Origin of the sequence: Arthrobacter sp. KN11-1C (genome assembly GCF_052180225.1) — a bacterium.
In the GTDB taxonomy this organism is placed as follows: domain Bacteria; phylum Actinomycetota; class Actinomycetes; order Actinomycetales; family Micrococcaceae; genus Arthrobacter.
This window is the reverse complement of record NZ_CP197467.1, coordinates 783,028-807,189: the sequence shown is the minus strand read 5'-3', so window position 1 is coordinate 807,189 and position 24,162 is coordinate 783,028. Positions and strand designations below refer to the sequence as shown.

Sequence of the window (24,162 nt, the reverse complement as noted above, 5' to 3'; positions counted from 1 at the left end):
TGCGTTCAGGTGGATACGGCCGACTGAATCGGTGAATTCATGGCAAACTTCAGAATTCACCAAAGGCAGCTTTTGCAGCCACCTCGTCTATCCGTCCTCTACAAATCCGCCAGCACCGTCCCCGGGTTCTCGATCGCGTCCGCAACATACCTAAGGAAACCCGCAGCCGTTTCCCCGTCACATATCCTGTGATCAAAAGCCAGCGTCAGCTCGGTGACCTTCCGGACAGCAAGCTGCCCGTCCACCACCCAAGGCTTGTCGATGATGCGGCCAACGCCGAGCATCGCTACCTCGGGGTAGTTGATGATCGCGGCGGAACCGTCAACGCCGAACACGCCGTAGTTGTTCAAAGTGAAGGTGCCGCTGGCCAACTCAGTTGGTGTTGCCTTGCCCTCACGTGCAACGGCGGTGAGCCGGCGGATTTCGGTATCGAGTTCGCGGGCATTCAACAGGTGGGCGTTGCGGACTGAGGGAACCACGAGCCCGCGGTCCGTCTGTGCGGCGAAGCCAAGGTTGATGCCGTCGAATGCGATGATCTCCTGCATTTCACCGCCGGCAGTATCCTCGGCCGTGACAAACCGGGTGTTCAGCTCGGGGAATTTTTTTAGCCCAGCTGTGACAAAACGAGCGATGAACGCGAGCAGCCCGGGAGCGCCGTGCGGATCGCGCTTCTTGAGTTCGGCTCGCATCTCAAGGAGCGCGGTGGCGTCGACGTCTACCCAGACAGTTGCCTCCGGGATCTCTGAACGGCTGCGGGTCATGTTGGCCGCAACAGCCTTCCGTATCCCGCGGACCGGAGTGCGCGAAGCCACGGTCAAACCGGTACGCGCATCCTGGACTCCGGCGGATGGCTGGACAACGGCGGGCACCTCAACGGGTGCGGTCTCGCGCGTGGCGCCTCCGATGGCGGCCTCAATATCGCGACGCAGGATGAGCCCGCTCTCCCCCGAACCAGGCACCGCGTCCAACGAGACCCCATGGTCCCGGGCCATCTTCCGCACCAGCGGAGAAATCACGGCAGAAAGCTTTCCCGGAATCCGCGTACGGGACAACGAGAGTTCGGCAAAGTCGGGCTCCGAGGTCACCGCAACGGCGGAACCGGCAGACACCTTCCTCGGCCGGGTGCGGCGAGCCTCGCCACCTCCGGATGTTCCGTAGCCGATAAGGACGTTCCCCGATCCGGCTTTCTCCTCGGTCCGGTAGGTCTCGGCGGCAGCGGCGGCCGCGGGTGCCTCGGAGACCTCTTCTTCCAAAGGCTCGGGTTCAGCAGCAAGCGAAGCGCCAACAGGAGCCACCGAGATGAGCGGCTTCCCGACATCGAGCGTCTGGCCGGCTTCGCCATGCAGCACGGCGACAATGCCTGCGTAGGGCGAGGGCACTTCCACCATGGACTTGGCGGTCTCAACCTCAGCAATCGGCTGGTCCACGCGGATCTCGTCACCGACTGCAACAAGCCAGTTGACGAGTTCGGCCTCAGTGAGACCCTCGCCCAGGTCCGGAAGCAGGAACACCTGCATTTCTGCGCTCATGGTTAGTTCTCCCATTGAAGGTCGTCAACGGCGTCGAGGATGCGGTCGACGCTTGGCAAGTAGTAGTGCTCCAGCTTCGGAGCCGGGTATGGGACATCGAAGCCGGTCACGCGGCGGATCGGCGCGGCCAGGTAATGGAAGCAGCGTTCCTGCACCCGGGCAACAATTTCGGAAGATACGGACGCGAAGCCGTGAGCCTCGGCGATGACGACAGCGCGGCCGGTCTTGCGCACCGATGCGCAGACGGTTTCGTCGTCGAAGGGCACGATCGAGCGGACATCAATCACTTCGAGGCTGCGGCCCTCTTCAGCGGCCGCAGCGGCAGCGGCCAGCGCCGTCGGGACCGAGGGGCCGTAAGCGATAAGCGTTGCATCAGTTCCGGGGCGCGCGACGGCGGCGCGGCCCTCGCTGCTGGATCCTGTCGTAGCATTCGTGTCGTGCTCGGCGCGCAGAGCGCCCATGTCCACCTGATCCTTGGACCAGTAGAGCTTCTTGGGTTCCATGAACATGACGGGATCGTCGGAATCGATAGCCTCGCGGAGCATGCGGTAGCCGTCCGCTACGGTCGCCGGCGTGAAGACCTTCAGGCCTGCGGTGTGGGCGTAGTAGGACTCGGAGGAGTCGCAGTGGTGCTCTACGCCGCCGATACCGCCGGCATACGGGACGCGGATGACCATGGGCAGCTTCACTGCACCCTTGGTGCGATTGTGCATCTTGGCGACGTGGCTGACGATCTGCTCGAAGGCCGGGTAGGCGAAAGCGTCGAACTGCATCTCGATCACGGGACGCATTCCGTTCATGGCCATACCCACGGCCATACCCACGATGCCGGATTCAGCAAGTGGGGTATCGAAGCACCGCTGTTCTCCGAATTTGGCCATAAGGCCGTCGGTGATCCGGAAGACGCCACCCAGGCGGCCTACGTCTTCACCGAATACCAGAACGGAGGAGTCGGCCTCCATGGCGTCTGCCATCGCGGTGTTGAGAGCCTTTGCCATGGTGATGGTCTGCGGACCGGAGGCTTCGGCGACTGCTGCTGCGCTGGCTGCCGCACTTGCGGTCGCGGAGCTGACGTCGCCTGTTGCAGCGTGTTCAGTGGCGGCAGAGGATGTTGTGACGGCGGGGCTCACTTGCCTGCCTCCTTCTGGTTGGATGCCTCACGGGCGAGTTCGTCGGCGAGCAGGGCGGACTGCTCCTTCAGTTGCGGAGTGGGTGTCGAGAAGACGTAGCGGAAGAGATTCTGCGGGTCTACCGGTACGTCTTCACCCAGGCCTTCGCGAAGTTGCGAGGCAACGGTCTCGGCCTTCGCCGCGATCCGGGAGGAACCTTCGTCGTCGAGGAGTCCACGGTCGGTGAGATAGGACGTCATGCGGCTGATGGGGTCCTTGGCGGTCCATTCGGCCACTTCGCTGTCCTCCCGGTAGCGGGTGGCGTCGTCGGCGTTGGTGTGCGCCTGCATGCGGTAGGTATGGGCCTCGATCAGGAGCGGGCCGGAGCCTTCGCGGGCCAGCTTCACTGCCCGGTCCAGCACGGCGAGCAACGCGACCAGGTCGTTGCCGTCAACGCGTTCGCCGGCCATGCCGTAGCCGACGGCCTTGTGCGCCAGCGACGGCGCCACAGACTGTTGGCTCAGAGGCACAGAGATCGCGTACTTGTTGTTCTGTACGAAGAAGATGACGGGCAGGTGGAAGACGGCCGCGAAGTTGAGGGCTTCGTGGAAGTCCCCCTCGCTCGTGGCACCGTCGCCGCACATGGCCAGCACTACGGTGTCTTCGCCGCGGAGTTTGGCCGCATGGGCAACTCCGACGCCGTGGAGCAGCTGAGTGGTCAGCGGCGTGCACTGGATACCGACCTTGTGCTTGGTGGGGTCGTAGCCGCCGTGCCAATCGCCGCGGAAAATGGTCATGGTCTCCACAGGGTCGACACCCTTGGACATGACTGCTACGGCATCACGATAGGTGGGGAACAGCCAGTCGCCTTCGCGGAGGCACAGAGCGGCCGCTACCTGGCAGGCCTCCTGGCCGTGGCTAGACGGGTAAACCGCCATGCGGCCCTGCCGGACGAGGGCGGAGTTCTGGTCATTGACGCGGCGCCCGACGACGAGCTGTTCGTAAGCAGCCATGAGTTCCGCATCGCCAGGGATGGGATATTCGTGACCGGGTTCAGTGCCCTGCTCAGCTTCGGGCTTGAGCACGCCAGAAGGATCGACCATCTGAATCTGATGGCGGGCAGGCAGCATGTAGTCTTCCACGCTGATTCCGAACTTGCGCCGCACTTCGGAAGCTTGGTCGTTGGCTTCGGTTTCGTCCGGCCGAGCGTCAGCCAGACCCTGGGCCTCATGGTCCGCGGAGATCGTCATTGGTCCGTCCTTCTGTATCCACTATTTATCACCAGTATGTTCCCTAGAGAAGTTTCGTATCCAGCTCTGGCCACAATCGTGGAAAAGCTTGCCGGAAACCTCTAGTCTGGAAGACAAATCGCGAATGTGAGCTGGCTAACGGGCGCACGCTGAAGACGAATTGGAGATGCGATGGCCGAGGTGGAAGCGGATCAGGCGGAGGTTCCTCTTGACCAAGTAGACAGGGACATCATTGCCGAGCTGACGCGGGACGGCCGGATGTCGGTCACCCAAGTGGCGGAAAACGTCCACATCAGCCGGGCCCACGCGTATTCGAGAATTTCCCGGCTGACGGGCGAAGGCGTGCTCACCAAGTTCACTGCGCTGGTGGACCCCATCAAGGCCGGCTTGAAGTCATCGGCCTACGTCACGCTCAAGGTGCAGCAGCACTCCTGGCGCGAGCTCCGTGAAGAGCTGAGGCTCATTCCGGAGGTGCAGCACATTGCGCTGGTGGGCGGCGATTTCGACGTCATCCTGCTGGTCCGCGCAACTGACAACATCCACCTGCGCAGGGTCATTTTCGATCAGCTGCAGTCGATGCCAGGCGTGCAGGATACGCAGACGTTTTTGGTGTTCGAAGATCTGGATACGCGGTAGGCGGCGAGTGGCCGGGCGCGGTTGCGGGGAGGATTAAGTGCCGATTCCGCAGCCCTTCAACTACATCGTCGGACAGGCGCACCTCATCGCGGGTGCGCAGCAAGTATGAGGAATCCCCCTGGTCATTGCCCCGTCTCCGAACGGCGAGGATCAGTATGCCAGGTGCTCCCGCGATGCACAGGAGTCCAGAATGATTGCCAAGCCCATGACGTAGTGCTCGAGGGACATCCGAGGATTAACGAGCTAAGGCTAGGTAGACCACTCCAGCCGTCACCAGTAGCAAGACCACCAGACCGCCGAACTTGAACCGTTTCCGAGCGGTCTTTCGGTAGGGGTTGATGTCTACGTAGCCCGGCAAAGCGTCCTCCATTTTGATGTTTCTGAACGTCCCTGATTAAGTATCGGCTATCACACGACACATGTAAGAACACTAAAGAGCCTCTCCCGGAGGACATTGTTGGTTTCGATGACGGGGGCGGCTCAGCCCTACTTTGCAACCGCGGTGGTCGAGCAGGTCCGCTGAACCTAACGGGCCGACCGTCCGAAAAGTCACGACCCTCTGACCAAGCAATTCTAGTGCGGCTGACAACTGGAACTTAGGGGTCCGCCGCTGCAACACCGTCGTTTCAACTTGGGCTTAAAGGGCTCTCCGTGGTTCGTGGTGAAACGGATTCCGTGTCTTGAAAGCTGAAGGGCTCGTAGCCCTGCTGTGATGGATGTTCTCTACGCATTCATCAAGAGTCAGGAGCTACGAGCCTACTTCCCCGCGCCCCGATGCTGCCACCGCCCTCTTCAATCTGCTCGACTACCGCGTCACCGACAGTGAGATCCTCGCTTTCGGGCAGCGGCGGGTCCGCGTCGAAGCCACTGCCGAGGCCGGCTGTCCGTCGTGCGGCGTCATCATCGCCCGCGTGCATTCACGCCGGCCCCAACGTGTGCGTGACATCCCCGTCGCCGGCCCGGTCGAAGTGATCTGGTCCAAGCGGAGATTCTTCTGCGATGAGTATCTGTGCCCCCTCAGGACATTCGCCGAGGAGACCACCCAGGTCCCGCGCCGCGCCCGGTCCACCCGCCGGCTCCGCGACGCCCTCGTGGCCGCCGTGATCGGATCCGGACGGGCCGCCGCGGAAGCGGCCTCCTCGTTCGGCGTCTCATGGTGGCTGGTCCAGCGGGCCCTGGACTCTGCGGCGCTGACACTGCCTGACGTGGATGCCCTCGCGCCACGGATGCTCGGCATCGACGAACACCGCTACCGGTCTGTGCGGTTCTTCCGCGACCCCGAAACGAACGCCTGGAAACGGTACGAACCCTGGATGACCACCATTGTCGATCTGGACACCGGACAAGTGCTCGGGATCGTGGACGGCCGCGACAGCGAGGGCGTCGGAGACTGGCTGTTCGCCCGGCCCCTGCAGTGGCGCCTGGGCGTGCAGGTCGTCGCGATCGACCCGTCAGCGGCATTCCGCAAGGCCCTGCGGATGTGGCTCCCGCGCACCGCAGTCTCGGTAGATGCGTTCCACCTGGTCAAGCTCGGCAACGACATGCTCACCGAAGTCCGGCAACGACTCACCCAGCAGGTCCATGGCCGGCGGGGACGTTCCATCGATCCGGTGTGGGCCAACCGGCGGCTGCTCCTGCGCGGCGGCGATACACTCTCGGACCGGGCACGGAAAGGCTCAGCACCGTGTTCGCCACCGACGACGCCACCGGGAAGCTGCAGGCTGCCTGGCTGGTCAAAGAACAGCTCCGGACGATGCTCGCCCTTGGGTCTCTTGCCGACGCGGCCGCGGCGAAAGACCGCATGCAGGGACTGGTCGAACGAGCCGGGCAGCCGGAAACGAAACGGCTCTGGCGCACGATCTGCCGGTGGTGGAAGGAAATCGAAGTCCTCAGTGTCACCGGCGCGACCACGGCGAAAGTAGAAGCAAACACCACGGCCATCAAACTCATCAAACGGCCAGTCCGGGGATTCACCAACCCACGCAACTACAAAACGCGTATCCTGTTGCGCAGTGCCGCCAAAACAGCGGCATGAACATCCATCACGGCAGAACAATCACCACGAACGTGAAGAACCGCTTAACGCCAGGCTTGTCCGAAAAGACGCGCGCAATCGGGCGTGGTCGCCTCCGGACAGGGTCCGCACTGACAAATGGGCGGCCACCTAGCAATCCGAGTCGCAACAGTCTCAAACGACAATTGAGGCCGGGTACAATGAGTTAACCATACGAAGTTTGCCGTTCTGGTGCTTGCCAACCGGCTGCCCCAGCAATCGACACAGGGGGATCTCGGTTTGGACATACGCGACTATTTGCGAATCCTACGCCGCAGCTGGATTTTGATCGCTTCAGCAACGTTGGTTGGCATCCTAATTGGCGGAGCAGCATCTGTCTTAGCCAAGCCCGTCTATACGGCCGATACGCAGTTATTCGTCGCCATCCAGGGGTCAGGATCAATCCAAGAACTCCAGCAAGGGAACACCTTCGGGCAGGCGCGGGTCCAGTCGTACGTGAAGACGGTTGACTCCCCAATCGTCCTTCAGCCGGCCATTGACGCCCTAGGGCTGCAAACGACGGCGAAAGAATTAGCGAGCAGGGTTACTGCCAGCACCGACGTAAACACAGTTTTGATTAACATTTCCGTGTCTGACAGCTCACCAGTCCAAGCCGCCGCGCTAGCCAAAGCAGTGGCGACGAGTTTGATCAATGCCGTCGACACCCTCGAAAAGCCTAAGGCTGGCGGCACTTCCCCGGTAAGCCTTTCAGTGATCAAACCCGCGACGGCGCCTACAGACCCCTCTGCGCCCAACACGCGCCTGAACTTGTTGCTCGGCCTTCTTGCAGGTATCACCCTAGGTGTCGGTGGAGCATTTTTAAGGTCTAGCCTCGACAACCGAATTCGTGGAGAAGCCGATCTTCGCCGAGTAACCGATGCGCCTCTTCTCGGCGGTATTGCATTCGACTCAGACGCGACGAAAAGGCCGTTGCTCACGCAGGCAGCTCCACAAAGTCCTCGAGCGGAATCTTTCCGCCAGCTCCGCACAAACCTCCAATTCGCCAATGTAGCCGGACGAGCCCAATCAGTTCTCATAACATCGTCGTTGCCTGGCGAAGGCAAAAGCACGACGGCCACAAATCTCGCCATCGCCTTGGCCCAATCAGGTCAGTCCGTGTGTCTCATAGATGCTGACCTTCGTCGTCCGATGGTAAGCGAGTATCTCGGACTCGACCGCAATGCCGGTCTGACGACCGCGTTGGTCGGGGCTGCAGACGTGGATGACATTCTGCAACCTTGGGGCGAGGGCAGGCTTTTCGTCCTTGCGTCAGGACAGATTCCCCCCAACCCGAGCGAGCTCTTGGGTTCTGACCAGATGAAGCTCCTCATAGGTCAGCTGGAAGAAACATTTGATGTTGTTGTTATTGATGCACCGCCTCTGCTGCCTGTCACTGATGCTGCCGTACTTTCACAGCATGTCGGTGGCGTCGTTGTAGTTGCTGGAGCGCAAAAACTCAAACATCACGATCTACAAAAGTCTCTGGCTGCGCTGAAGATGGTAAATGCGAGCATCCTCGGAATCGTACTGAATCATCTACCCGCCAAAGGTCCAGACGCCTATTCGTATGGATACGGATACTACAGCGCCGGCCCAGCACAGCAGCCGAAAAGGATTGCGGCAGAGAACGTGGAGACGGAGCCGGACTTCGACCTCCCCGATAACGGTGGGAACGAATTTGACAGAATTTTCGAAGACGAAAGTCCTCGACGTGCTGTTGTACATCCGAGGCAGGGACGAAATAGGGTCTAACTTGGCTCGGCATGTCGATTAGTTGCCAAGGAAAGTGAATGCAGCTTGTTGCGGCGGGATCGGTGTCAGACAAGCGATCTGTCGGCTCGACGTTCTGCTGCATCGGACAATTTAGGCCTGATTTGACCCTATCAATTGGTTAGACCCGACAACACTACCTCAGACGACGCTAGGCAATCCACGACGTGGCGGTAAGAGCCAACCTTCTCCACGCCATCCTGTCACGAACGTATGCCACCTGAGTTGCCGCTCAGTGAGCATGGCGCCCAAGAGCCTGCTTCTCTCGGACTAAACTACCGAAGACTCCCTTGCTGGATAAAGGTCGCCCTTAAAGTCCACGCGTGCTCGATCCGTTTTGCCGAGATTGACAGTGTCATCTCAGGACTAGGTTCCTGTATTTGCGGCGCAGTTCGCGTTGCAGGTTCAGGTGTCGGGAACCTCGACTTCATTCAACATCCCCATCGCTGACTTGTTCGCCGCTTCACTAGGACGGAACAGCAATAAGAATGTCAGCTCACGGGATGTCGAAGCCAGCCAGAATAGTCGAGGACCGCTTCTGGGTAGGGAGTATAGGGGAATGGCGAGATAACGTTGCGCTCTGGTCGAGCCGGTAACACTCCTGCCCACCAGCTGAAGGTGCTCCTCGACAGGACTAAGTATTCAGACGCCAAGAGGGCGGCAAAATCCTCTTTGGTGTCCCGCGGCGGCGAAAAGTCAACGGGGACATCGAACGACAACGAGCTTTCACACCATTCCGGATCGTCAGAAAACACCACCACCCGTGTCTTTACCGGATCCAGTTCGTGCTTAGCAAAGAGCTCATTCAGAGCACCGCGATAGTATTCCGGCGAAAGCAACAAGTCGTTCCCAACGTAGTCGCCCCGCCTGACATGAATTCCTACAGTGGCAGGGACAATCTGGGGCATGATGGCTGCCATGGTCCGCCTAAGCTCCGGTAAGACCGACCGGACCATTTCGGGTGACTGCCAGTATCCGTACCACCAGGACGGTGTCTCCTCGATCGGAAAAACGGGCAGGCCGCTATCCATCTCGAATACTATCCGTCGCGGTCTGCGCAAAATCCGAATAAACTCTCCTGATTTCCCGAATCGTCCTCTGGGATAGGGCGCGAACCGAAGCCAGCGCTCCTGCGGGAGTAAGTCCCTAGCGACGAGCGCGGAAAGCTCTAGTTTCCTCCCACCGGACCGGAGGGCGGAGGCGTCGAAAGAGACCGACCTGCCCGATTTTCTAAGTGAGAGTCCGAAGGAGTACTGGAAGAGTTGATTGCCCAGACCACCCAAGAGCCCAACCACATCACGCTCACCACCGGGAGTCAGAAGTGTTTCCCCACGAGTCATGCCACGAGTATAGCGGTCCAGCAAATCCGATATTCCCCATCACATCTGGCTTGGCAGAGTCTCTTTTCGCAGAAACCTGCCTGCACCAAGTGATAAAAAGGCTTATTGGTCAAAGAAAACTCGTCATGCTCCAAAACTTGTTCGCACCCTCACCATCCACAAGGCGCGAATGTCAACACCCAAGCCCGGAAAGATGCTCACTAAGCGCGGGAGATAGCGTTACAGTCCTGGCCCCATGTCGCCCGTCAGGTAGCTTTTAGTGGTGATCCTGCGAACGGCACGACTGATGGGCACCTCGCTTCGATCCAACCAGGAAACCGCGTCTGTAACGGAATCAAGGGTCTCGCGGTCTGAACGCCGAAACCCAATTCGTCAGCTCGTGCTATTAGGCGCCCAACGACTCTCGGACGGGCAGATTCCAGCGCTCATTCTAACAAGGGGAACGGCAGGTACGATTGAGGTGACCGAACAGATGTTGCCCCTCGCAGCTCTCAACTACTAGGCGAGAAAATTAAACCTCTTTGCGGGCTGCGCCGAAATCCAGCCAGCCTGACCAACATTTGTTCGATTACTTCCACCTTTAGTGCCCGCTCAATATCAGTTAGATTACGACTCGGAGGACTGCGGAATCCATGCGCTTCATAGTAGATCTGTTGGGAGCACCTGCTAAATCGGGAGGAATGCGACTCTACGCTGAACAGTTGGTTCGAGGTTGGCAGGAGTCCTTCCCTGATGATGAACTGGTCCTAGTCGGCGACCAGTGGCTCCACGACTCCTTCAAACCGAGCCTCTCGCTCCGCATATTGTCTCTCCCTGGGAATCGGACAATTAGTAGGCTACTTGAGAAGTTCTTTGTCGTTCCGTTGATATATTGGAGTTCAAAATTCGAGGCAGTTTTATCGATCAGCCCGGTTGTGAGTCCATTTGTTCCAAAATCTCAGCGCTTTGTAGTGGTCCATGACTGGCGCCATTTGAAAAATCCCGAAGAATTCGGATCCGTTCATAGACTTTATCGCCGTTTCTGGACTTATAGTTGCCGAACGGCGGCCTGCGTCATAAATATTTCACCAAAGACGCTCGCCGAGACAAAATATTTCTCGCCTGAGGCCAACTCAATATGCGTCAATAACGGTCAGGATCACCCAAGGTTTTGGAGCCAACCAAATTCGATACAAAGTCACCCCGGCCCCCTGGTGGTAACTTTTGGGCACAACACCAACAAACGTCCAGAACTATTGATTGAAGCCATAGCCCGCCGCAAAGCCAACCACCAGACACCGAGCACTCTCTTTGTGCTGGGAGCTGAGGGAGAACGGAGATCCCATTTACAGGAAATCGCACGCCGACTGAATGTTGATCAGGAGTGCGTATTTGAGGGATTTGTCTCTGACCGGAGGTATCGCGACCTAGTCCAAAACGCATCCGTCATCGCTCTCATGTCGAGCGATGAAGGATTTGGGCTGCCCATTGCCGAGGCGGGATACTTCGGCATTCCATGCATCGTCGCCTCCGACAGCGGAGTGGCCCAACTTCATGGAAACCACGTCATCGAGTCTCTTCCCCAACCGGAATCCGTGGCTGCTGCCCTTGAGAAAGCGCTAGCGGGTCGATTTGAAGGCCGTGGCGCAACCTTGCCGACTTGGAACGAAACAGCGTCCGGCATTCGAATGGCACTTTTGAAGAATGCTGCTACGAAATAGATCGAATAATTAAGGCGAAAGAACACCCGCGTCCGACTCTTCCCGCAGCTCTTTCGATTTCGTACCGCACCTCACCGTAAATTGATTTTTGCGAACTCGACACACCTAGCTTGTAGACTTGAACGTATTAGGAGAATCATGACAACCCCCACCATAGTAATCCTCCAGGAATACGTTCCACAGTACAGAGTTCCTTTTTTCCGGCGCCTAATTGAATTAGGTGCCCAAAATGGGGTTGAAATTCAAGTTGCCGCCGGCGTGGCCAACAAGAAACAGCATCAGCGCCAAGACGGTGTTCCCGCAGAATTTATAATCCCTATCTCTCAAAAGGAAATCAGGATAGCAAATTTGAGGCTGGTTTTCCGACGAGTCCGCTCGATTTTAGACTCAGCCGATATGGTCATTTTGGAGCAAGCAAGGCGTAACGTCGACGCCTACTGGCTTCTTCTTTCACCATGGCGTCGTAAGAGGATATGCCTCTGGGGTCACGGCAGAGACTTTGTCACAAGCCCGTCGTGGTTTAAGAAACAAGCCATGGCAAGGCTGACCCAAGCCGCTGACTGGTTCTTCGCCTATACTGATGCCTCCCGAGATTCGGTTGTATCAATCGGTTTCCCGACTGCACGGGTCACCGTGGTCCAGAACTCAATTGATACAACCGACCTTGAGGAGTATGTCGCCGGCGTATCACCGGCTCAACTCTCGGATTTTCGTTCTAAAAATACGCTGGGCACCTTGAACGCAATTTTTATAGGGGGTCTTGACGAGTCCAAAAGACTGCCTTTTCTGTTCGAAGCTTGTCGAAGCGCCTACAGAATGGACGACCGGTTTCGACTCATGGTCGTCGGCGGCGGCTACCTTAGCGAGACGGTCAAAAATCTGGCCAAATCGGAGCCGTGGCTTCGATATTTAGGTCCGCTGTTTGGGAGGGAGAAAGCTCTGGCGATGGCGGCTGCGGACGTGATCTGCATGCCGGGACGAGTCGGACTCGTGGCAGTTGATAGTTTTGCCGTCGGCCGGCCTATTGTGACGACGGACTGGCCCTGGCACGGTCCTGAGTTTGAATACCTAGAAGATGGCAAGACATGCGTCGTTTCCGCGGACGAGGAATCGTCTTACGCCGACGCATTGATGAGCTTGATCACTGACAGGCAACGACTACACGGGATGCAGGCTGCCTGCAGGTCGACCAGTAAGAGATTTACGACTGAAGAGATGGCAGCTCGGTTCTTCGGAGGCATACAACAGGCTCTGGTTTCCGGAAACGTCCAGAAGGACCGCACTTGGCGACTCCCGACAGATATCGGTTAGGCGGGGTGTACCGATCAATCGGAGTCCTATCGCAAACGGCTGCTGACCGACAACGGGCAAGAGACGGCTGTTGTGTTTCGTCTTGTAAAAAGAGCTGAGGACTCTCCACGGTTCGTGGTGAATGAACTGCTGCTGGATGTTCATGCCGCTGTTCTTGCGGCACTGGGTCAGCTGCGTCAATCGTTGACGGACTTCGGTAAGCATGTCATTGCCCAGCTTGACCAAGGTGAAACGCATTGACTGAAACCACGGTGCGCGGAAGCGACATCCGCAGTGCCTGACGGAACGCCGCGGACGGGTCGGTCGAGACATCCCGCACGCCCAGGCGCCATTGAAGCGGCCGGGCGAACAGCCACTCGCTGACGCCTTCGCCGTCCCGTCCCGTCCCGTCCGTCCACGATCCCGAGGATCTGGCCGGTGTCCAGGTCAACGATCGTGTCATCCACGGTTCGTACCGTTTCCAGGCGTTCGTTTCGGGGTCGCGGAAGAACCGGACGGACCGGTGGCGGTGTTAATCGATGCCCATCAGCCGCGAAGCAAGCGGGTCCACGTCAGGAAGCGTCCGCGCCGCGGTATCGAGGGCCCGCTGGACCAGCCACCACGAGACCCCGAAGGACGCGACCGTTTCCGACACCGCCCTGCCGGAGGCGATGACGGCACTGACAAGAGCGTCACGGAGTCTGCGGGTGGAGCGGGCCCGGCGCGGGACCTGTGCCTTCTCCTCAACGAAGGTCCGCCGACCGCACGGTGGGTAGCCGGCCTCAGCCGTCAATTCGATGCAGATCCGGCGCTGCCCAAATGCAAGGACTTCGGTCCCGATGACACGGTAGTCGGGCAGATTGAAAATGACGGTGGCAGCCTCCGGGCGCTGGGCAGTGGGTTCGATCAAGGCTCGTAGCTCCTGACTTCGATGAATGCGTAGAGAACATCCATCACAGCAGGGCTACGAGCCCTTCAGCTTTCAAGACTCGGAACCCAATTCACCATCAACCGCGAAGAGCCAGCTAAGGGCTCGTACCGGTACGGCGACGACTCCGCGTCTATGCCACCGCCGGGGCTGACAACCGTCTAGCCAATGGTCGAAGAGGTCGCGAATTGAGAACATCGAATTGAGAACATAAGGCTCATTGGCGCCACCGCCAACGGGACGAGCAACCGGCTTCATGAGCGCTATCTAGCGACGCGGGGCCAGAAGGACGAAATACATCGACGCCAGGAATACGACGTGCTGCGCCAGGCTCATGATGCTCCTCGAACTTGGGACAAACTGCTGATCAAGATTTTGATGGATCGATCGTCGACTTCGAGACTCGACCAAAGCTCAAATAGTCACCGTGTCTGAATCAGACCATATCTACGGGCGACAACTATTGCTGGCAGCTTATTCCGGATCCTGAAATAAAATCCGACTGGTACTATCAGAATCAATATCGCAAGGAACCAATACACCGCGGAAAAATTCGTCATGTAAATACACTGGAGTGAAAACCAGAATGCTAGTGCTATGGAAGTGGAGAATCCTCCAGCAATAGCGTAGTGCCGCAGAAGTCTCCGTGCGTCGAGATACCCATGCCGGCTAAGCAAGAAAATATGCCAACCATGTCGTATCAAATTGGTTGCAATGAGCGCCCCGAGAGCCACCCAAATATCGCGGGCGACAAGGATCAGGCCGGCCGCAATAACCTGGATCAATATTAGAATGACTTCGGTTGACACCATCCACCGAAAACGCCCAAGGGCTTCCACACCGCTGCCTAGTAGCGTGGCAAGGATCTGTAGGCCGCCGACAACCGCAAGGGGTCCTGCGATTGTGGCCGCCATTCCCCAACCGTCACCGAAAAGTATCGGTATTATGGGGGGAACGAGGACGAGTGCAATAGCGCTTAACGTCATCGAAACCCATGCCGCGAGAATCAGCATATCCGTCCACACAGTCCTCGCTCGGGAAGACCCTTCGATGTCGTGTCGAAACTCGGGGTATACCGCACGGATCAGAGCGCTTTGTACTTGTTGCATGGGAATCAAAGTGAGCACCTCGGCCCGGTTCCAATGCCCGAGAATGGATGGGTCGATCCCTCTGGCGAGTGTGAACTTCACTATATTACCCGTGAGATAGGAGAGCATACTCGTAGAAACTAGTTTGCCGCTATATGAGATGTCCTTTCGACCTCCCCGAAGGTTCGCAAAGCCGAACAATTGACGATCGGTACCAAGCATCGCCCCGATCAATATAAACAACTGCGCCAAGGAAGCGGAGACGACAAGTGAGCTCGCCGAGTGCCAAACGATCACTGCAATGGCACCAATAGCCATTCCGATAATATTGCTCAGAGCGGTGATAACCGCCAGCCGCCGGAATTTTCCAGTTCGTGCCATCAGCCCAGTTGCGAGTCCAACAAGGGGGCTCAGCGACGCGCTTATCGTCAACCAACGAATCGGCTCGGACGCGGCTTCAGCTCCCCAAAGCGAGGCCCATAGGGGCGCGCTCAGTAGGAGGACGGTGCCTGAAACTGCCCCAAGAATCAATGCATAGCCAACTAGGGCTCGAATACGATAACGGTCGATCTCTAACATCCTAGAGACGGTCTGCCCCAACCCTCCGGAGGACAGGAGGGAAATCAATCCCGTCACGGTCAGGGCGATGGCGTACGCTCCAAATCCGCTAGGTGATACCGCCCTCGACGTCACTGCCGCGTAGAAGAATTGAACGACTACGGTCACGAGCTGGGCCCCGTATACCCATGAAGCCCCCGCCAACAGGCTGCGCGCACTTGTCATCATTGTTCCTGGTGTTGTAGTTGATCGCGGTGACTATTCGTGGGCCCGGTACCGGGACTCAATCCGAAAGACTCGCCGCGGCGCAGATCGCAAAACGCAATCCTCCCGAGACGATTTGGTGGTAGTTCATGAGATTAGTGAGCAAACCATGAAAGAACCCAGCCCAAGTCAAAGAGCCGAAAGCGAGTTTTCGTCAAGGTCCCAGGCTTCAGATGCTGCGATGGGATTCAGTCTAGGTCCTCGATAGTTGAAAAAGCTGACGAGCTGATCATCTTGCCGATAATGCCTGTACGCAAATTCCTGTCCACGAATGCCTGCTTGAATTCGTTCCTCTGGCGTCGTAGCGGATAACAGCTCTTCGATTGCATCAATCAAGCCGCTGCGCGAGTCCCGGTACAGTAGAAACTGCTTCGTCTCTTCCTGGAACAGATCCTCATAACCAGGATGCCAGGAGGTTGCATGAATAGATCCGGCCGCCAATGATATCGGCAATCGGTTGGAAAAATATTGGGGTTCGTGCGCGTAGTGATCCCAGTTTGCGCTCACCCAGGCCGAACGTATCGCTTCGTTCTGACGAGAGAACTCGATGGGTCCCATCGCGCCCACTCCGGTCCAGCCATGACCGTAGATTGCTAGTCGGTCGCCGAATCTTTCCTGCAGTCGCGTTACGAAATCAATTCGATCCCGCCAGTTCGGATGTCCCCTAAACCTGGGCCTGTTTCGATTGGCTACGACCACGACGTCGTGCTCCCTGAAGCTTGCATTCGACACAGGCGAGTACCTGTACCTGTCTGGTTCAAACACATGTGGGGACCAGCGCACGTCGTGGGAACCAGCCCTGCGGAAATTCTCGGCGAACACCCCTGAACCGACGGTAAATGTGACGTCAGCGGACCGTCCCGCAGCTCGGGCCGGTCCAGGCAAAGGGTGGAGGAATCGACTATACGGATCCGCCTCGTGGTAGATAAACTCAAATTTTGCTGCGGATCTCATCGCCCGAAAGTGTCCATCGGTGAGACCCGTCGACCCCAAATGCTGCATCAGTACGAAATTTGGCTGGAAATCCCGAAAATGTTCCACCATGTCCTGGCGATGCTGTTCGGGCTCGCCTCCATTACGAATACGCCATTGCAAACTGAATACGCTAACTTCATCCACCAACCCAGCGCTTAGAAGATTGGCAAGAGGGCGCCTAAACCCCAGCTGTCGAAAGTCATTAGCTTCATTTGGAACATACAGAAGTCGAATACCCAACGCGGCTACCTTCTATTCTCGGCGATTGCCCGGCAATACTCAGTCTCGGAAGGGTGGAAATACAAAGACACTACTCATCCCCGATATCGCCAGTTATACGCCTGATCCCACTCTGCGACAATATTCTCCAATGTTCTTCAAAAACCTTTGTTTCGAAACGGGTTCCTATGACGCGCCCCGGGTTTCCAACAACGATTGAGTTTTCAGGCACATCCTTGGTTACCACAGCGCCAGCTCCGATGACGGCGCTGTTACCAATGCTTACGCCAGACAAGACGATCGCCCCGTAGCCGATCCAGACGTCCGAGCCAATAGACACCGGGCGACTCAGTCGCTCCGGGAATCGACCGACCCATTCAGCATCGGGTATCGGAATTCCAACGTCAGTCGCTGCATGATCATCGCGCCCGACTATACCCGCCGAGTTTGCAATCAAAACCGAGTCACCGATAACTCCGTCCACCTCGACACGCACATTTGAACCCAAGTGGACACTATTTCCAATCCGAAGTTTCCTTGGAGCCCAAACAAACGAATTAAGACCAACGCGGAAATCCGAACCAACGGCAACATTTCTGGTTAAAGTTCTGCGCAGTTTGAGCTTTTCCCTAAGCCAAATTATCATTCACCCCTCCTTTAGAGAACAGCTTCCGGAAGGTCGAATCTGAGGCGATTGCTCCGCGATAAACATCGGCATACTCTTTTGCGCCTCTGGCGGCGGAGAAATCCACCTCACCTGAACCAACGCCCCTCCGGGTGCCGGGCCAATTGCGAACTGCTGATGACCAAGCGTCCTGCTCAGTCACCACTACCGAGACTCCTTCCATCGATCTCGCCCATCGAAGTCCAGGAGTATCGTTGACGATGGCCGGAACCCCAGCCACCAGCGCTTCGGCCAAGGCCACCGGCATCCCTTCGTGCCGGCTCGGCATCATAAAGTAGGAAGCCGTCAGCAGCGCATCCTGTGGTGGCTTGACCCCTCTATCTACAAGCCGTCCGTCATCTTCCAAAATACGCAAAAGCTCCAACTCCTCAGGACTCGCGTGGCTCTCGCTTCCTAAGTGAACTAGTTTGTGATCGGAATCAACGACAGCTCTCAGTGCTAGTTCGTGTTGTTTAATCGTGGAACAATTCCCGACGATTAGAGCAGTAAAATTATTGTTGCTAGGTTCTTCAGCTACTTGCCGCCGCTTACGTACCTCGAAGAATACATCGTCCACCCAATTGAAGATCACTCGGGCCTTACGAAGGAGCTTCTTCTCATTTTCGGCGACTTCCGGGGATGGTGCAATCAATGCATAAACTAGACGGTCGGCAATCTGTGCTTGAATAAATCGTTTAGCCCGCCAAAGGCCTCGCGCCTGAAAGACATTGTGCACCGTTCGAACCACCGCACCTTTTCGACCAACTGCCCACCTTGATGCAAGCGCTGTCCGAAGATAATCCCCCTCCGTGTGAATGTGAATAACATCAACCCGAAGCTGCTTAGATAGTTTTCGGAGGTCGCGCGCAGCCGCGATTGACCCGCCAACAAACGGAAGGATTCTCACGTCGTATCCAGCCGCACGAAGTTCCGATTCAAACGAGTGATCGCTGCCTTGACCAACGACAGTGCTGCGGATACTTTCTTCGGTAAAATATTCCGACGCAGTCGCGAGCATCCGTTCCATTCCGCTCGGCCTAAGCGGACCTAGTAAATGCAAGACGTGAACAGTCAACGCCAGTTCCTCCTTTCTGTAATTACTCCATTTTCCATTGCCTCAGGTCTTCGAGATTCGACATGCTGCATCTCATGCAAAGAAGATGGCTTATTCAATGCCTGTGAAATCCCCCATCCCAAAAAGGCACAGATGTACCAAGTCCACGAGTAGCTCCAGCCATAAACGATAAGAGCAGAAACGACGCCCAAAGCACCCATATTCTGACGCTGTTTTAAGAGCCTAAACATAACGATAAGGAGAAACATCAAAAATAAGGCCAAGCCTATAACACCGGTCCTGAGATACAGCGTTACGTACCAATTGTGTGGAGCAAATACGACCCAGCGACCCACACCCTCGAAACGGCCGAACCCGCTGCCCATGGGTTCCCCAAAGATCACGCTGACGGGCCCGTGAAATACGGACTGGTCGATGAGGTTACTCCAACTTGTTACCCTCGCGTCATAAGTGCCGCTGTTCGCGAGAGCGGACTCGAGTTCGGTGACTACCTGCGGCAGCAACTGCGCAGACAATATGATTCCGACAATCCATGCGGCTACCAGGCCGGATACGGCAATCACAGCCTTCGTTCCTGCCCTCGCGGCGATAAACACAATTAATAGGGCCGCAACTCCAACTGCCCACACCGTCCGCTGCTGGCTAACAATAACTACGGTTAGAAATGCCACGGCACTGATAAGCAAGGATTTGTGTCGGAGCCGCCGCCAATACCACATACACATCATTCCACAAAGAAGAACCATCAACGCCTGCCCGGAAACGAGTGGCCTGGTCGTTTGTTCAAGTCCGGTGCCAGCATCAACAAGTTCCGATGCCGTACCTAGTCCATGCAAGGAAAAATGATACGCAGCAACAATGGTTAGAGACCAGCCTAGAACCAGAGACGATCGCCTAATGAGTAGGTCTGTTGTTTCTTGATTCCAATTAAGGCACATGGCCCAGGTCAACGTTGCATACGGCTGAAGGAATGGCCTAAATTCATTCATCGTAGTTCCAAATGGATTAATTAATAGTCCGCTAACCAACGAAAAGACTAATAAGGCCCCTATGCCAATCCAGGCCCAGAGCGCTCCCTTTAGGCGACGAGCCAACACTGGGAAGCGCATCACCGCTATCACGAGCGCGGCAAAAGAGAAGATGTCCAAGAAATAGACACTAAATCCGCCGACATTTACAAGGGGAGGGACGTAGGGAATCTCCCAAGCGACGAGCACATTGGCTGCAATAGAAATAGCAGCAACGACAGGCCACCGCTTCAGTGCTAAGACGAAAAACGTGACCGCGGTTGCAGCGGCTAGTACGAGAAAGAAAATCCACAGGCCACTCATTTTATGACTCGACCGCTTCGAACGGCTCCTGACAGGCGCCGCAGCCACCATAGTCCGTAGGTAACGGCAATCGTCAACCACCAACTTAGTGGGTGGCTCTTTCGAAGAATCCGTCTAAGGGATGAATAATTGCCGCCGCCCTTCGGTCCGAGGAACCGCCGCCAGTCCTCGTTGATTCGCCCGATTCCCTGCGGCTCGTTGCGCCTGCACGTTCCGTATGTGCCTGCGCCGAGAATTATTGGAATTCCGGCTCGACCCAATCGAAGACCATAGTCAATGTCGGCGAATGCGTGCGCGAAGCCCCCATCGATTCCACCAAGTCTTCTGGCAACACCGACAGGAACCACCACGAGATTGCCGTTGAACGTTTCGACCGGCTGTGGAAGATCCGAAGGCGGAACCATTTCGAAGCTGAGGGGATGTAACCCGCTTCTTCGCATGCCCGAGTACGTGGTTTCTCCGGTCTCGGGGTCCCTCATCGCCCCGACGATGACCGATCCAGGCGCAAGGGCAATCGACGCCGCCAAAGAACTGAATGATTCCTTGTCAAGCACGACGTCATCATTGAGCCAAACTATTAGATCTTCTTCCAGATCGGACAGTTCTTCGAGCAGGGCCGCCTCTGCTTGCGCCATCCCGCTAGCCCAATATGCCGAACCATCGCCCCGTAGAGTCTGTATCGAGAACGGCAATTCAGCGACCGCTTCGGACGTGCCATCGGTTGACCCGTCGTCAAACACGGTGAATGCAATTGTGGCACCTGCGTGGACCGCCGCGGACCGTGCAGACTCAATGCATCGGAGCGTTAACTCTTTCCGGTTGTGGCATGCGATGAGTACAGATATTTTCATGGCTTCCTGAGTGAAAACGGGGCTCTGAGAAATAGTTCGAACCGGAGGATTACGGAGTTTTCGGTCATTCGTTCAGAATGCGGAGCGGCGGTCGCGGGGCCGGTCTCGCTGCGAGAATGCAAGATCCACGAACCGCTTGAACTGATCTATCCTCCCGACATCTCCCGCACACTCCTCTGTTCCGGTTGAGCAACGCGCGCAACGGTGTCTGACCAAACTGGCCGAAATTGCATCGAAAGAACATCAAAACAGGACCCGATTGAGTGAGGAGCAGCGGTCAAGTGTCCTCCTCATGTGACCCGTCCGGATGGTTTGCGGGGCTCACGGTTGGAATGACGCGAGAGAGACACCGCGAGTAGGAATCGCAGGTTGCCAAACAGGTACCGCCGCCAAAGACGCCGTGGTTCACTAGACAAGCGGAAGAGCCATTCAAGGCCGATGGCGGACATCCAGCTCGGGGCTTCCTTCGCGGAACCGGCTGCAAAATCGAAGGCCGCACCTATTGCCACAGCGACAGCCCGGTGCCGCAGCGCTAAGCGTTGGGCTTCAAAGTCTTGCTTTGGCGTACCAAGTCCAACCCACACGATGTCCGCACCGCTTGCCTGAATACGGCTGTCTTGCGCGTCAATTTCATTGGCCGAGAGGGGTCGGAACGGAGGACTTTCTGCACCTGCAATGATGATGCCAGGGAACCGCGCTTTCAAGTTGGTTTCAAGTGCTGTCAATACCTCAGGGGTTGAACCAAGAAGAAAGTGTTTGATTCCGTAGTGGCGACCCTGGTCAAAAGTGTCTAGGAAGAGTTGCGGACCTCGGATTTGTTCTAGCCGTGGTATTTGACGGCTGATGGCAGAGATCCAGCTGATCGGCTTGCCGTCCGGAAAGTTAAGAGCTGGCCGTGCCAGAACTCCTCTATAATTCGCCGACTTGTCTGCTAGTGCGACCGTGTATGCATTAGCCAAATGGACGTGCCGGCCAACATTTTGTGTCGCCCACTTGACAATCAGCCTCGCCGCCTCGTGACGATCGCTGGAAATGAACTCAATAGGACCCACCCATTGAGTAGCTTCATTCGAAGTCGCCACACGCTCAGTGCTGCTTCCCGCATCCGATTTCTCACTCAACAGCAGGCCCCCATGCATAGTTAATGTTCTAGTCGAGAACGCGATGCGCAGTCGGTTCGCGGAACCCGTCCGTTAAGAGGGACGACAGCTACCACCCGAGATTGGACCGCCGATCGCAATGATATCAGGACGCAACTCCTGCCGAGCCTCAGCCCCAACCTCCAGATTCTGCGCTCGTTCCTGTCGGTCGCTCCCCATTCTTCCGCCAGAACTTCAAGAAGAATTTAAACCGAAGCCGGATCATAGTCTTTCCGAACGCTCGACGACACACATTCGATCAGCTTGAGCTTCCGCACTATGATGTCCTCATCTTCTGCACGCCATCACTAGGTGGTTGAGGCGGAGAGTGCGATCGATATTACATTTCATGAAGCATGGGGGCAAAGTGACTAAGCGCGCGCTGATTACAGGCATTACAGGGCAGGATGGGTCATATTTGGCCGAACTGCTTCTCAAGAAGGGCTACGAAGTCCACGGGCTCATCCGCAGGGCTTCCACCTTCAATACTGCCCGCATCGATCACCTATACGTGGACCCGCACGACCCGCAGGCAAAGCTCTTCCTTCACTACGGGGACCTAAGCGATGGGGCCCGTCTCGTGACCCTGATCGCCCAAATCAGACCCGACGAGGTCTACAACCTGGCGGCACAGTCGCACGTGCGTGTGTCTTTCGACGAGCCCGAGCACACTGGAGACACAACTGGCGTCGGGTCCATTCGCCTGCTTGAGGCCGTTCGGATGTCTGGCATTGAGACCAAGTTCTACCAAGCGTCTTCCTCGGAGATGTTCGGTGCCACCCCGCCTCCGCAGAACGAAGAGACCCCGTTTTACCCCCGTTCCCCATATGGTGCCGCGAAGGTCTACAGCTACTGGGTGACTAAGAATTACCGTGAGGCATACGGAATGTTTGCCGTCAACGGAATCTTGTTCAACCACGAGTCACCCAGACGCGGTGAAACATTTGTAACGCGCAAGATCACCAGGGCCGTTGCAGCCATCAAGGCTGGCAAACAGGATCTGCTCTACATGGGCAACCTGGACGCGGTTCGTGACTGGGGCTACGCAGCCGAGTACGTGGAGGGCATGTGGCGCATGCTGCAAGTTGATGAGCCGGACGACTTCGTCTTGGCTACGGGCGGCGACTACACTGTTCGAGATTTCCTCCAAATTTCCTTTGAGCACGCTGGCCTGAACTGGGAGAACCACGTCCGCTTTGACGAGCGCTACCTCCGTCCAACGGAGGTTGACGCTCTGGTGGGTGATGCTTCGAAAGCCCAGGAGAAACTTGGCTGGAAGGCCACCGTCCACACTCCGGAGCTCGCTCGAATCATGGTGGATGCTGACATGGAGGCATTGAAGCACGCCGGAAACAACTGGATCGATGGCGTCGATCTCGATAGCTGGGACAACTGATGTCAGAGTCAGTCACTTTCACCCCGGGCAAGCTTGACCGTAACTCAGCCTTCTACGTGGCCGGACACCGCGGGTTGGTAGGCTCCGCTATCTGGCGCAAGTTTGAAAGCGAAGGCTTCACCGAACTCGTAGGCAAGACTTCCGCGGAGCTGGACCTCAAGGACCGCGACGCCGTCTTTGGGTTCTTTGCGCGGAGCAAGCCCCGCTACGTTGTGCTTGCCGCCGCGAAAGTGGGCGGCATTCTCGCCAACAAAACCTATCCTGTGGACTTCCTCAGCGACAATTTGCGTATCCAGGTGAATGTTCTGGACGCGGCCCGCGAACACGGCGTCGAACGCCTCCTCTTTCTTGGGTCATCCTGTATCTATCCGAAGTTCGCAGAGCAACCAATCCGCGAGGATTCGCTACTCACCGGTCACCTTGAACCCACCAATGATGCCTATGCGATCGCGAAAATCGCAGGCATCATGCAGGTGCAAGCAGTTCGCCGACAGTATGGGCTCCCGTGGATATCAGCCATGCCCACCAACCTCTATGGGCCTGGCGACAATTTCTCGCCGGAAGGTTCACACGTTTTGCCTGCGCTGATTCGTCGGTACGACGAAGCGGCCAGATCTAGTACCCCCGTCGTCACAAACTGGGGTACAGGGTCGCCACGGAGGGAATTCCTGCACGTGGACGACATGGCCGCCGCTTGCCTTCATCTGCTGGAGAACTACGACGGCCCGGAACAAGTGAACGTTGGAACCGGCACCGATGTGACTATCAAGGAACTGGCCGAGATCGTGGCAAAATCCGTCGGCTTCTCCGGTGCCATCGAATGGGACACTTCCAAGCCCGACGGTACGCCACGAAAACTGCTAGACGTTTCCAAGCTCTCCGACGCTGGATGGTCTGCTTCCATTGGTCTGGAAGAAGGCATCAAGGCCACCGTGGACTGGTACAGATCAAATTTGTCTGAAATCCGTAACTGAGAAGTCCAAGCGGCGCTCAAGGT

Annotated in this window: 20 protein-coding genes and 1 pseudogene; 8 read left to right on the top strand and 13 right to left on the bottom strand. The window is 57.0% G+C overall.

From position 1 onward, the window contains the following. Positions 1-98: 98 nt before the first annotated feature. From ACSBOX_RS03820 to ACSBOX_RS03810, 3 genes are read right to left on the bottom strand one after another with little or no spacing between them, the layout of a single operon-like run. Positions 99-1,529 carry a dihydrolipoamide acetyltransferase family protein gene (locus tag ACSBOX_RS03820; protein WP_442544880.1) on the bottom strand — a complete coding sequence of 477 codons (1,431 nt, stop codon included), beginning with the start codon at positions 1,527-1,529 and terminating at the stop codon, positions 99-101. A 2-nt stretch (positions 1,530-1,531) separates the two neighbouring features. Then, a complete protein-coding gene (locus ACSBOX_RS03815; protein WP_442544879.1) occupies positions 1,532-2,659 on the bottom strand; it encodes an alpha-ketoacid dehydrogenase subunit beta in 1,128 nt (375 codons plus the stop codon). Beyond that, the gene (locus tag ACSBOX_RS03810) at positions 2,656-3,888 is read right to left on the bottom strand and encodes a thiamine pyrophosphate-dependent dehydrogenase E1 component subunit alpha (protein ID WP_442544878.1); all 1,233 of its coding nucleotides are present in this window, start codon (positions 3,886-3,888) and stop codon (positions 2,656-2,658) included. The genes ACSBOX_RS03815 and ACSBOX_RS03810 overlap by 4 nt, the downstream gene beginning before the upstream one ends. A gap of 171 nt (positions 3,889-4,059) precedes the next feature. Here ACSBOX_RS03810 and ACSBOX_RS03805 point away from each other — a divergent pair, with 171 nt between their 5' ends. The 3 genes and pseudogenes from ACSBOX_RS03805 (at position 4,060) to ACSBOX_RS03795 (ending at position 8,329) form a co-directional block, all read left to right on the top strand. Next, a complete protein-coding gene (locus tag ACSBOX_RS03805) occupies positions 4,060-4,524 on the top strand; it encodes an Lrp/AsnC family transcriptional regulator (RefSeq protein ID WP_234748882.1) in 465 nt (154 codons plus the stop codon). Positions 4,525-5,240: 716 nt separating this feature from the next. Beyond that, positions 5,241-6,559 (top strand): annotated as a pseudogene (locus tag ACSBOX_RS03800) (ISL3 family transposase). A 258-nt stretch (positions 6,560-6,817) separates the two neighbouring features. After that, entirely contained in the window at positions 6,818-8,329 is a 1,512-nt protein-coding gene (locus ACSBOX_RS03795) for a polysaccharide biosynthesis tyrosine autokinase (protein WP_442544877.1), read from the top strand. Positions 8,330-8,838: 509 nt separating this feature from the next. Here the strand turns inward: ACSBOX_RS03795 and ACSBOX_RS03790 are convergent. Then, entirely contained in the window at positions 8,839-9,303 is a 465-nt protein-coding gene (locus tag ACSBOX_RS03790; protein ID WP_442545953.1) for an alpha-1,2-fucosyltransferase, read from the bottom strand. A gap of 1,016 nt (positions 9,304-10,319) precedes the next feature. Here ACSBOX_RS03790 and ACSBOX_RS03785 point away from each other — a divergent pair. The 3 genes from ACSBOX_RS03785 (at position 10,320) to ACSBOX_RS03775 (ending at position 12,938) form a co-directional block, all read left to right on the top strand. Further along, positions 10,320-11,387: a glycosyltransferase gene (locus tag ACSBOX_RS03785; RefSeq protein ID WP_442544876.1), complete on the top strand. Its 1,068-nt coding sequence runs from the start codon at positions 10,320-10,322 to the stop codon at positions 11,385-11,387. A gap of 138 nt (positions 11,388-11,525) precedes the next feature. Beyond that, the gene (locus ACSBOX_RS03780) at positions 11,526-12,698 is read left to right on the top strand and encodes a glycosyltransferase family 4 protein (protein WP_442544875.1); all 1,173 of its coding nucleotides are present in this window, start codon (positions 11,526-11,528) and stop codon (positions 12,696-12,698) included. 114 nt (positions 12,699-12,812) lie between these two features. Next, positions 12,813-12,938, top strand: a complete 126-nt coding sequence (locus tag ACSBOX_RS03775) for a hypothetical protein (protein ID WP_442546100.1) — start codon at positions 12,813-12,815, stop codon at positions 12,936-12,938. On the opposite strand, the gene ACSBOX_RS03770 is transcribed toward ACSBOX_RS03775, so the two are convergent. The 9 genes from ACSBOX_RS03770 to ACSBOX_RS03730 form a co-directional block, all read right to left on the bottom strand. Beyond that, complete coding sequence (locus tag ACSBOX_RS03770; RefSeq protein WP_442544874.1) at positions 12,904-13,140, bottom strand: transposase; 237 nt, start codon at positions 13,138-13,140, stop codon at positions 12,904-12,906. The two genes, ACSBOX_RS03775 and ACSBOX_RS03770, sit on opposite strands and share 35 nt — an antisense overlap. A gap of 69 nt (positions 13,141-13,209) precedes the next feature. Then, entirely contained in the window at positions 13,210-13,587 is a 378-nt protein-coding gene (locus ACSBOX_RS03765) for a hypothetical protein (protein WP_442544873.1), read from the bottom strand. Positions 13,588-14,027: 440 nt separating this feature from the next. Then, positions 14,028-15,419 (bottom strand): oligosaccharide flippase family protein, encoded by a 1,392-nt coding sequence (locus tag ACSBOX_RS03760; protein WP_442544872.1) that lies wholly within the window; start codon positions 15,417-15,419, stop codon positions 14,028-14,030. Positions 15,420-15,644: 225 nt separating this feature from the next. Next, positions 15,645-16,634: a glycosyltransferase family protein gene (locus ACSBOX_RS03755; RefSeq protein ID WP_442544871.1), complete on the bottom strand. Its 990-nt coding sequence runs from the start codon at positions 16,632-16,634 to the stop codon at positions 15,645-15,647. Between the two features lie 166 nt (positions 16,635-16,800). Next, a complete protein-coding gene (locus tag ACSBOX_RS03750) occupies positions 16,801-17,355 on the bottom strand; it encodes an acyltransferase (RefSeq protein ID WP_442544870.1) in 555 nt (184 codons plus the stop codon). Then, positions 17,339-18,400, bottom strand: a complete 1,062-nt coding sequence (locus ACSBOX_RS03745) for a glycosyltransferase family 4 protein (RefSeq protein ID WP_442544869.1) — start codon at positions 18,398-18,400, stop codon at positions 17,339-17,341. The genes ACSBOX_RS03750 and ACSBOX_RS03745 overlap by 17 nt, the downstream gene beginning before the upstream one ends. A gap of 44 nt (positions 18,401-18,444) precedes the next feature. Continuing rightward, positions 18,445-19,779 carry an O-antigen ligase family protein gene (locus tag ACSBOX_RS03740; RefSeq protein ID WP_442544868.1) on the bottom strand — a complete coding sequence of 445 codons (1,335 nt, stop codon included), beginning with the start codon at positions 19,777-19,779 and terminating at the stop codon, positions 18,445-18,447. Beyond that, positions 19,776-20,630, bottom strand: a complete 855-nt coding sequence (locus tag ACSBOX_RS03735; RefSeq protein ID WP_442544867.1) for a glycosyltransferase family 2 protein — start codon at positions 20,628-20,630, stop codon at positions 19,776-19,778. Before ACSBOX_RS03735 ends, ACSBOX_RS03740 begins: the two co-directional genes overlap by 4 nt. A 290-nt stretch (positions 20,631-20,920) precedes the next feature. Continuing rightward, positions 20,921-21,751 (bottom strand): WecB/TagA/CpsF family glycosyltransferase, encoded by an 831-nt coding sequence (locus tag ACSBOX_RS03730; protein WP_442544866.1) that lies wholly within the window; start codon positions 21,749-21,751, stop codon positions 20,921-20,923. A gap of 385 nt (positions 21,752-22,136) precedes the next feature. Between ACSBOX_RS03730 and gmd the strand changes: the two genes are divergently transcribed. Then, positions 22,137-23,165 (top strand): GDP-mannose 4,6-dehydratase, encoded by a 1,029-nt coding sequence (gene gmd / locus ACSBOX_RS03725; protein WP_442544865.1) that lies wholly within the window; start codon positions 22,137-22,139, stop codon positions 23,163-23,165. After that, positions 23,165-24,139, top strand: coding sequence for a GDP-L-fucose synthase family protein (locus ACSBOX_RS03720; protein WP_442544864.1), 975 nt, complete (start codon positions 23,165-23,167; stop codon positions 24,137-24,139). Before gmd ends, ACSBOX_RS03720 begins: the two co-directional genes overlap by 1 nt. The last annotated feature ends 23 nt before the right edge of the window (positions 24,140-24,162 follow it).

Bases quoted from the DNA above. Each gene is read 5' to 3' on its own strand.
- ACSBOX_RS03770 (WP_442544874.1), bottom strand. From the start codon at position 13,140: ATGACACGATCGTTGACCTGGACACCGGCCAGATCCTCGGGATCGTGG.
- ACSBOX_RS03750 (WP_442544870.1), bottom strand. From the start codon at position 17,355: ATGATAATTTGGCTTAGGGAAAAGCTCAAACTGCGCAGAACTTTAACC.
- ACSBOX_RS03740 (WP_442544868.1), bottom strand. From the start codon at position 19,779: ATGAGTGGCCTGTGGATTTTCTTTCTCGTACTAGCCGCTGCAACCGCG.
- ACSBOX_RS03780 (WP_442544875.1), top strand. From the start codon at position 11,526: ATGACAACCCCCACCATAGTAATCCTCCAGGAATACGTTCCACAGTAC.
- ACSBOX_RS03745 (WP_442544869.1), bottom strand. From the start codon at position 18,400: ATGGAACGGATGCTCGCGACTGCGTCGGAATATTTTACCGAAGAAAGT.
- ACSBOX_RS03820 (WP_442544880.1), bottom strand. From the start codon at position 1,529: ATGAGCGCAGAAATGCAGGTGTTCCTGCTTCCGGACCTGGGCGAGGGT.
- ACSBOX_RS03735 (WP_442544867.1), bottom strand. From the start codon at position 20,630: ATGAAAATATCTGTACTCATCGCATGCCACAACCGGAAAGAGTTAACG.
- ACSBOX_RS03785 (WP_442544876.1), top strand. From the start codon at position 10,320: ATGCGCTTCATAGTAGATCTGTTGGGAGCACCTGCTAAATCGGGAGGA.
- ACSBOX_RS03810 (WP_442544878.1), bottom strand. From the start codon at position 3,888: ATGACGATCTCCGCGGACCATGAGGCCCAGGGTCTGGCTGACGCTCGG.
- ACSBOX_RS03805 (WP_234748882.1), top strand. From the start codon at position 4,060: ATGGCCGAGGTGGAAGCGGATCAGGCGGAGGTTCCTCTTGACCAAGTA.
- ACSBOX_RS03790 (WP_442545953.1), bottom strand. From the start codon at position 9,303: ATGGTCCGGTCGGTCTTACCGGAGCTTAGGCGGACCATGGCAGCCATC.
- ACSBOX_RS03720 (WP_442544864.1), top strand. From the start codon at position 23,165: ATGTCAGAGTCAGTCACTTTCACCCCGGGCAAGCTTGACCGTAACTCA.